Raw genomic sequence first — 7,504 nt, 5'->3', positions numbered from 1 at the left:
CGCAAGGGCACTCAACCGCTAGGCCACCGATGAAACCTATTTGGATATCCACAGAAAAGGCCGCAGAGCTTCTGGGCATTTCCGAGCGACACGTCCGCCGCCAGCTCCCTCTTTGGGAGTACGAATGGCAAGAGGAAAACGGACGCAAGGTCGTGAAGATAAACGTCCGCTCGCTTCCGAAAGAGGCATGCGACCGCTATATCGCAGGATGCCTGCCGGAACTTTCGAGCGTGACAAGACCCAAGGAAGACCTTGACCTTCTGAGCCGAGCCTACGACCGTTCTTGTGGCAGGTCCAAGAAAAACTATGACAAGTGGACGCTCATCTTGCTCAAGTGCGAAGGCATCACGGGCACGAAGGAGCTCGGGCGTTTCGTGGATGAATGGAACAAGGCCCATCCCGAAATGAAGACGAGCATCAAGAGCATCTACCGTCAGCGTGCTGCTGTCGATGATTGCGGCAAGATTGCCCTCATCAACCACCGCGAGACGATGAAATCCACCGTGAGCGACGCGATGTTCGAGGACTTCAAGACCGCGTACTTGACAGCGAACAAGATAAGCGTTTTCTCTTGCCGAATGATAGCGCTTGGCAAGGCGTTGGAACGCGGCGAAGTCGCAGACGAAAGCGAGTTCCCAAGCGCATCCGCTTTTACCCGCAGGCTCAAGACCGAGTTCGCGCCCGATGTCATCTACTTTGCACGCGAAGGCAAGAAGAAGTTCTACGACAATAAGGGCTACCACCTCGACCGTGACTACTCCGACCTCAAGGCTGGGCAAGTGTGGGTGGGCGATACCCGCACGTGGGACGTGTTCGTGAAAGTTCCGGGTCAAGAGAAGCCCGCCACCTGCTACATCACGCTCTTCATGGACTTCAAGACATACATGCCCATGGGCTGGTGCCTGCACCACGACGCACCGGGCACGGAAAACACGCTCAGGGCCATCCGCAACGGCATCGAGCGTTACGGACTCCCTGAAGAACTCTATGTCGATAATGGCCGCGAATACCGCAACCGTGACTTCTCCGGCCAAAGCAGAGGCAACAAGATTGTCGAGGACGAACAGTATGCGGAATCCCTGGCAAGCCGCCTCGGCATCAAGATGCACTTCGCCATTGTGCGCAACGCCCGTGCAAAGATCATTGAACGCAACTTCCTGGTCATTAAAAACGGCTTTGACAGGATGTTCAACAGTTTCAAGGGCGGCACCGTCGTCGAAAAGCCCGAGCCCCTGAAGGGAGTGCTCAAGCGTGGCGACTTCCTCACTTGGGATGAGTTCTACGACCTCGCACAGGACTACATGACGAACGTATTTCCCGGCCTTCCGTGCCAGGGCAAACACCACAACGGTATGACCCGCGCACAGCTATGGAACGCAGAAATCGTGAAGCGTGAACCGATGCGCCGCGTCTCGAAGGACACGCTCTCCATGCTCGTAAGCCGCACGGTAACGGGTCGCATCATGCACATGGGCTTCCATTACGCACAGATGGATACTTGGTACTGGGCAGAATGGATGCCGGTTTACAAGGGCCGCGAGGTTACTTTCAGATACGACCCCGAAGACATGCGCACAGCCTGGTGCTACGACTCCGACAAGAAGCTTATCGGCGAATGCTACCTGCAAAGCTCCGTGGGAGCGATGGTCAAGGATGACGATGCGGTTTCCAAGGCGCAAATCGCCGAAGGCGTTGCACGCAAGCGGCACGAAGAAAAGCTCCTCAAGGAAATCTGCCCGGAAATGACGAAGGAACAGGCGGCAGAATACATCGGTGCAATGCGCACCGCAGTAGGCCCGCAGGGCGTATTCATCCCGGAAGGCCCGACGCACATCACACGCCATGACAAGGACACCGCCCAGCTCAAGAACGACAAACTTGTCGGCAACGGCGAAATCATCAACCTGCTCGGAGACGATGACGACGGCGAAACCACCGAACCCGAATCGCTCTGGGAAGAACTCGCGAGGCACGCATAATGGACTTGGACACAACACAGCTACTCAGGATTTTCCGTGCCGTCGCAGGGCCTGTAGCGAAAAGGAACGTCGAGAAGGCGTTGTACATCATCAGGAACGGCGGCAGGGTGGCCGGATGTTTCCCGGCTGACGAAATCCGCACCTACTTCCGCATCAAGGTAAGGCTCAAGAAACACGGACTCCTCTAATGAATTTGCCGATGGGGGCAGCGGCACAAGCCGCAACACTTCACACACCTCCTTGTATGCCGCCCCCGGAGGCTCCCACTTTCAACAACAACCCATAAGGATAGATATGGAACAGATTATCGAACAGCTCAACGACTACATGTCACGCACGGGAGCCTCGCAGACGAAAGTCGCAAAGGCCCTCGGCATAAGCCCCGCCACCCTCAGCTACTTCCTCAAGGGCAGCTACACGGGCGACATTGACTCCATCTGCGACAAAGCAAAGGACTTTCTTGATACCGAAGCCGAACGCGCCAAGTTCAAGACGAACGACGGCATCGTGCAGACAAGCGCTTTCAAGACCATCCAAAAGTTCTGCAGCCTTGTTCTCGCTCACCAGATTTGCGGGATGCTCACGGGCGACGCAGGCTGCGGCAAGACCACCGCCCTCAAGGAATTTGCCAAGACGCACCCGTCTGTAATTCTCGTCGAAGCAGACTTCGGCTACACCGCGAAGGCTCTCTTCGACGAACTCTGTGCAGCACTCGGACTCGATGACCGTGGAAACCTCTACCAGAAGAGAGCTCGCATCGTTGCAAAGCTCAAGGATTCGGGCCGTCTCATCATCATCGACGAGGCAGAGCACCTGCCCTACCGCGCACTCGAACTTATCCGTAGGGTGCACGACAAGGCGGGTGTGGGCATCGCACTTTGCGGCATGCCCCGCCTCGAAAAGAACGTACAGGGTGACCGCAACCACTACGCTCAGTTGAACAGCCGCATCAGTGCACCGTGCAGGGCAAAGCTCCTCAAGGATGCGGATATCAAGGCCTACATCGATAGCCGATTCGAGAACTACGAGCCGAACGTCATTGAACAGTGCGCAAAGACTTGCCGCCGCAACTTCCGTCTGCTTTCACACCTCGTGATGTGGAGTCGCGAACTCATGCGCAACAACCAACGGGACACGCTCGACAATGAAATCATTGAAAGTGCGTCACAGATGCTGGTGGTAGCCCAATGACACCCGCAGACCGCCGCGCACAGGATTTCAAGGTCATCCACGGCCTTGCAAGGCTCCTCGGGCTGAACGACGAAGCGTACCGCGACATGCTTAACGACCGCTACCATGTCCAAAGTTCCAAGGAACTGAACCCGCAACAGCGCTTCCAGCTCATCAAGGAACTCCGCGAAAAGGTCCACGGCAACGTGCAGAAGTTCAACGACCTCGTGGAACGCAAGAAACACTTGGCGACACCCAGGCAGCTGAGGGCAATCGAGGCGATGTGGGCAAAGGTGAGCAGGGCGACGACCGCCGCAGACCGAAAGAAGGCCCTCGACGCGTTCGTCAAGCGTCTCACAGGCATCGACCACGTAAGATGGATAACGATGCATGACGCACAGACGCTCATCAGGGCAATCAAGACCATGGGGGCGATGACTCCCGACGAATTTAAACAACACACAACTCAAACCAAGTAGGTAACTTATGGCACAAAAAGACAAACAAGGCAACTGGCTCGATTCCAAGGGCCGCCCCGTCCCGGAAGAATACATCCGTCCCGAAGACAAGAAAAAGGACAAGCTCGTCGAATCCATCATCAAGAAGGTGCAGAAGCTCTCCGACAAGCTCGCGAGCGAAAAGGCCGACATCGTGGGTTCTATCGAAAAGTACCTCAAGGAACTTGCGAAGGACAACAAGGTCCGCGAAGGCTGGAAAGGCAACATCCTCCTCTACAACTTCTCGCAGAACCTCTGCATCGAACGCCGCATTGACGAGACCATCAGTTTCGACGAACGCCTACAGATGGTCAAGACTACCATCGACAAGTGGATTAACGACAAGCTCAAGGACACCGACCCGACGCTTTCCAAGGTCATCGCTCAGGCGTTCTCCGTTGACAAGCAGGGCCGCATCAATACGGCGATGCTCCTCAAGCTCAAGCGCATCGACATCCAGGACCACGAATGGAAAAAGGCCATGCAGCTCCTTGACGACTCCATCTTCGTGAAGTCCTCCAAGATGGCACTCCGCTTCCGCTCCAAGAACACCGATGTTCCCGAAGGTGGCTGGAACGAAATCAGCTTGAACTTCAACGACATCCAAGTTGACGCAGAGGAAGTCAAGAATGCCGAACAGTAAAGAGACGCTCGACTTCTTCCGCGACCAGCTCTCCCTCGAAGCGGACTACACGCACGGTTATGCAGTCGTCATCAGGCAATCGGCAGGCAAGGAACTCATGCGCGGCGTAGGCACAAGCCCCCACGCGGCAATGAACGACCTGCTTGCAAAGTGGGAGAAGGGATGAGCAAACAACAAATCTTTCCGCTGGTCCTCATCATCCTTGACATTGCGGCGGCCATCGTTTACGGCATCGTAGATATGGACATCCGCAAGGTCATCTACTGGGTAGCGGCGGCAGTCCTTACCATCACGGTCACGTTCTAGCCATTTTCGTGACCACAGCCCGTTGCAAAGACAGCCATGGAGTGGATGGCGCGGGGTGTAAGCCCCCGCACGGGTACTAACCAATCAACAAGGAACCATGCAGCGCACCAACAAGCTCATTATCGCCTTCACGGCACTCACGGCAGCCGAAATCTTAGGCTTCGCTATCGTCATCAACCTACTCAACCATTTCTAGCCATGAAATTCAAACGCATCCACATCAACATCGAACGCAAAATCTTCCTCCCGGACCGCACCATCGGCTGGATGAAAATATCACGCGAATACCTCGACACCGACCTCAAGACATGGCGGTCACGAGAATACGACCCGCAGGGCCATTTCGTCTGCTACACCATGGAACCCACAGTCCGCACGGGCCCGAAAGTTCCCGGAAAGACGGCAATCCCCGCAGGCACATACCAGTGCATCATTACGCACTCCAAACGCTTCCAGCGACCGCTCCCGCTCATTTTGAACGTGCCCGGATTTGCTGGGGTTCGCATCCACGGTGGAAACCGCCCGGAGGACACACAAGGTTGCATCCTTGCGGCCTTCAAACACGACGAAAAGTCGAACATCATCTATCAAAACGCCACGTCCAAGGTCATCGAGTACATGACCGAGGACTACAACGAAGCGACCCTCACCATCATCAACAAGAGATAAAATGAACTTAGCCATTCGCCCCGACATCCCGACATGGAAAGAATACATGGACCGCACCGACCTCTGGGAAATCCAGTACAAGATGCACATCGAAATCCAGTCTTCGCTCATCCCCGGAGTCCTCGTCTATGAAATCCACCCCGGCTATATCACTGATTTTCGCAGCGGCCCATCTGTCGTGAATCCGTTCATCCCGAAGATTGGCGATATCAAGCTCGCAATCGCGTGGATGATCCACGATGTGAACTATCACGGATTTCTCAGCAAGAAATTCTCCGACCAGCTCCTTCGCGAAATGCTGGAACACGCAGGCATCGGACCATTCAAGCGCAACGCGGTTTACTATGCAGTCAAGATCTGTGCCGGTTCGCACTACAACACCCTCGACGAAGACCAAGGCCCCATCTACAACCACAACAAAACGCTTGTGCGGATGCGATGGCTAGACAAAGGGCAAGTTCTCAAGAGCTTCAACGGCAAAAAACTCAAAATCAAGGCCCCGTAAGGGGTCTTTTTTAAAGGAGCCAAACATGCAAAAGACCTCAAAAAAGCGCACCGAAATGGGCAATTTCGACACGCTAAAGCACCGAATTAGGCACGGTTTCAAGGCCTACAGCCTCCATATAATCATCTTCCTTGGCAATCTGTTCGCGTTCGGCCTCATGATCGCCATAATCTTCAAGCTTCTTTCAACATTATCGAGGATAGCATAATGAAAGACATACTCATGAGCATGCACGGTAAATGGGCAGACCTCATTTATCAGGGCAAGAAAACACTGGAACTCCGCAAGACAGCCCCGAAAACAGGCGGCTATCTTGACGCTACCGTTTACATCTACAATACGGATGTCCGCAGCATCGATGGGCGTATGGTTGTAACGGAAGCATTCGAAATCAAAGAAATTACTGATGAAATCTGTGCTAAATCCTGCGTTTCCCGCGAAGAAATCATCAAGTACAAAGGCAACGGCAAACTTTACGGATGGGTAATTGAAGGAGCCGACGAATTTGAACCGAACTGGCTCCAGCTGGAAGACCTCGGAGCGACACGCCCGCCACAGTCCTGGCAATACATCAAGAGGTAACTTATGGAACACATCTTGAAAGTCACTAAAAAGAAATTTGAACCGCTGTTGAATGGCGACTTGACATTCGTCATCCGCAGGGCTGACCGCCTGTATTCCGTCGGTGACCGTCTCGTGCTCTTCGAAATGGATGGTGCACAAGAAACAGGCCGCTCGCTTATCGTCATCATCAAGTTCATAATGCACTCCGAGGACTCCGAAGGAATTAAGGACGATTACTGCGTTTTCAGCGTCAAACGCTCCGCAAAGAACTCCAGAACAAACGCAGGCAACCACCCGCAAAGCGAAGCCGAAGCCATAGAATACGCCGCCACAATCGGCAAGTCCGCAGACTGTGCAAAACGCTTCTACAACTACTACGCAATGACCGGCTGGAAGATGAAATCCGGCCTTCCGCTCTCCGACTGGCATGCCGCACTCAGGAACTGGAAGGACTACCAAGCCAACCAAAAGACCCCCGAACAAGCCGAAACAGATAGCCAGCTTGAACTCCTGCTCCCGCTGCTCCTCAAGAAAACCGCAGAGCTCGCCAAGAAATACAAAAAGCTCACTTTCAACGATCCACACATTGGCACAGTGCTCAACTTCTATGGTTTTGACCGCATGGAATACCCGTTCAACGCCTTTGAAGTCCATGAAATGGTCAAGCATTACGCCACATCAAAACGCATGGGAACAGGCATTGGAGACATGGATTCACCCAGCAATTACGGTAAAGACACGCTCTGCGTGCCAACAATCGAAGAGTTCTCGCAGATACTGCAAAAGAAAAAGACGAAAAGCAGCAACCCAAGCAAATAACACCAACCGCCAAAATTCTAGGGTCTCGGACAAAACCGAGGCTTTTTTTTGTCTCACAAAATGCGACAAACTCAAAAAACATGTCCGCACGAAATGTCCGCACCCCATTTTTCAATAAAAATTCAAAACGCCTTAAACGGCTCAAAAACGCCAATTCAATAAAATAAAAATGTCTCACCACTCGTGAGACATTTTCGCATCGAAAGAACACATGGCGAAATTTACGAAAAAACGGCAAAATCAAAAAACACACATTTATCGGGTAAAATGAGACAAGCAAACCCAATATAATCAAGGCTTCCGGCTTGATTTCCTCTTTTTAATCTTGTCTCATTTCTTCCGCTTTAGCATA

11 protein-coding genes are annotated in these 7,504 nt (G+C 53.3%); all 11 read left to right on the top strand.

All coding sequences use genetic code 11. The features are described 5' to 3' along the window. Positions 1 to 1,979 (top strand): DDE-type integrase/transposase/recombinase (locus IKG78_RS00210; protein ID WP_290937927.1); only part of this gene is annotated, 1,979 nt, incomplete at its 5' end. Then, a complete protein-coding gene (locus IKG78_RS00205; protein WP_290937925.1) occupies positions 1,979 to 2,167 on the top strand; it encodes a hypothetical protein in 189 nt (62 codons plus the stop codon). The genes IKG78_RS00210 and IKG78_RS00205, both read left to right, overlap by 1 nt. A gap of 106 nt (positions 2,168 to 2,273) precedes the next feature. Continuing rightward, positions 2,274 to 3,170 carry an AAA family ATPase gene (locus IKG78_RS00200; protein ID WP_290937923.1) on the top strand — a complete coding sequence of 299 codons (897 nt, stop codon included), beginning with the start codon at positions 2,274 to 2,276 and terminating at the stop codon, positions 3,168 to 3,170. Further along, on the top strand, positions 3,167 to 3,628 hold the full coding sequence (locus IKG78_RS00195) for a regulatory protein GemA (protein WP_290937921.1): 462 nt from the start codon (positions 3,167 to 3,169) through the stop codon (positions 3,626 to 3,628). Before IKG78_RS00200 ends, IKG78_RS00195 begins: the two co-directional genes overlap by 4 nt. Before the next feature lie 7 nt (positions 3,629 to 3,635). After that, complete coding sequence (locus IKG78_RS00190; protein WP_290937919.1) at positions 3,636 to 4,289, top strand: DUF3164 family protein; 654 nt, start codon at positions 3,636 to 3,638, stop codon at positions 4,287 to 4,289. After that, positions 4,276 to 4,455: a hypothetical protein gene (locus tag IKG78_RS00185; RefSeq protein WP_290937917.1), complete on the top strand. Its 180-nt coding sequence runs from the start codon at positions 4,276 to 4,278 to the stop codon at positions 4,453 to 4,455. Before IKG78_RS00190 ends, IKG78_RS00185 begins: the two co-directional genes overlap by 14 nt. Then, positions 4,452 to 4,595: a hypothetical protein gene (locus tag IKG78_RS00180; RefSeq protein ID WP_290937915.1), complete on the top strand. Its 144-nt coding sequence runs from the start codon at positions 4,452 to 4,454 to the stop codon at positions 4,593 to 4,595. The genes IKG78_RS00185 and IKG78_RS00180 overlap by 4 nt, the downstream gene beginning before the upstream one ends. 198 nt (positions 4,596 to 4,793) lie before the next feature. Next, the gene (locus IKG78_RS00175) at positions 4,794 to 5,264 is read left to right on the top strand and encodes a DUF5675 family protein (protein ID WP_290937913.1); all 471 of its coding nucleotides are present in this window, start codon (positions 4,794 to 4,796) and stop codon (positions 5,262 to 5,264) included. Between the two features lies 1 nt (position 5,265). After that, positions 5,266 to 5,769 carry a DUF1353 domain-containing protein gene (locus IKG78_RS00170; protein ID WP_290937911.1) on the top strand — a complete coding sequence of 168 codons (504 nt, stop codon included), beginning with the start codon at positions 5,266 to 5,268 and terminating at the stop codon, positions 5,767 to 5,769. 207 nt (positions 5,770 to 5,976) lie between these two features. Then, positions 5,977 to 6,351 carry an ASCH domain-containing protein gene (locus IKG78_RS00165; protein ID WP_290937909.1) on the top strand — a complete coding sequence of 125 codons (375 nt, stop codon included), beginning with the start codon at positions 5,977 to 5,979 and terminating at the stop codon, positions 6,349 to 6,351. Positions 6,352 to 6,354: 3 nt separating this feature from the next. Beyond that, positions 6,355 to 7,152 (top strand): DUF3850 domain-containing protein, encoded by a 798-nt coding sequence (locus IKG78_RS00160; RefSeq protein WP_290937907.1) that lies wholly within the window; start codon positions 6,355 to 6,357, stop codon positions 7,150 to 7,152. Positions 7,153 to 7,504 lie beyond the last annotated feature (352 nt).

Source organism: Fibrobacter sp. (assembly GCF_017545445.1).
Classification (GTDB): domain Bacteria; phylum Fibrobacterota; class Fibrobacteria; order Fibrobacterales; family Fibrobacteraceae; genus Fibrobacter.
Note: the sequence above shows the minus strand (reverse complement) of the source record. Positions and strands in the feature narration are given on the sequence as shown.

What these genes read in the sequence shown, in the direction of transcription:
- IKG78_RS00205 (WP_290937925.1), top strand. Translation starts at nt 1,979, where the DNA reads ATGGACTTGGACACAACACAGCTACTCAGGATTTTCCGTGCCGTCGCA.
- IKG78_RS00200 (WP_290937923.1), top strand. Translation starts at nt 2,274, where the DNA reads ATGGAACAGATTATCGAACAGCTCAACGACTACATGTCACGCACGGGA.
- IKG78_RS00195 (WP_290937921.1), top strand. Translation starts at nt 3,167, where the DNA reads ATGACACCCGCAGACCGCCGCGCACAGGATTTCAAGGTCATCCACGGC.
- IKG78_RS00190 (WP_290937919.1), top strand. Translation starts at nt 3,636, where the DNA reads ATGGCACAAAAAGACAAACAAGGCAACTGGCTCGATTCCAAGGGCCGC.
- IKG78_RS00185 (WP_290937917.1), top strand. Translation starts at nt 4,276, where the DNA reads ATGCCGAACAGTAAAGAGACGCTCGACTTCTTCCGCGACCAGCTCTCC.
- IKG78_RS00180 (WP_290937915.1), top strand. Translation starts at nt 4,452, where the DNA reads ATGAGCAAACAACAAATCTTTCCGCTGGTCCTCATCATCCTTGACATT.
- IKG78_RS00175 (WP_290937913.1), top strand. Translation starts at nt 4,794, where the DNA reads ATGAAATTCAAACGCATCCACATCAACATCGAACGCAAAATCTTCCTC.
- IKG78_RS00170 (WP_290937911.1), top strand. Translation starts at nt 5,266, where the DNA reads ATGAACTTAGCCATTCGCCCCGACATCCCGACATGGAAAGAATACATG.
- IKG78_RS00165 (WP_290937909.1), top strand. Translation starts at nt 5,977, where the DNA reads ATGAAAGACATACTCATGAGCATGCACGGTAAATGGGCAGACCTCATT.
- IKG78_RS00160 (WP_290937907.1), top strand. Translation starts at nt 6,355, where the DNA reads ATGGAACACATCTTGAAAGTCACTAAAAAGAAATTTGAACCGCTGTTG.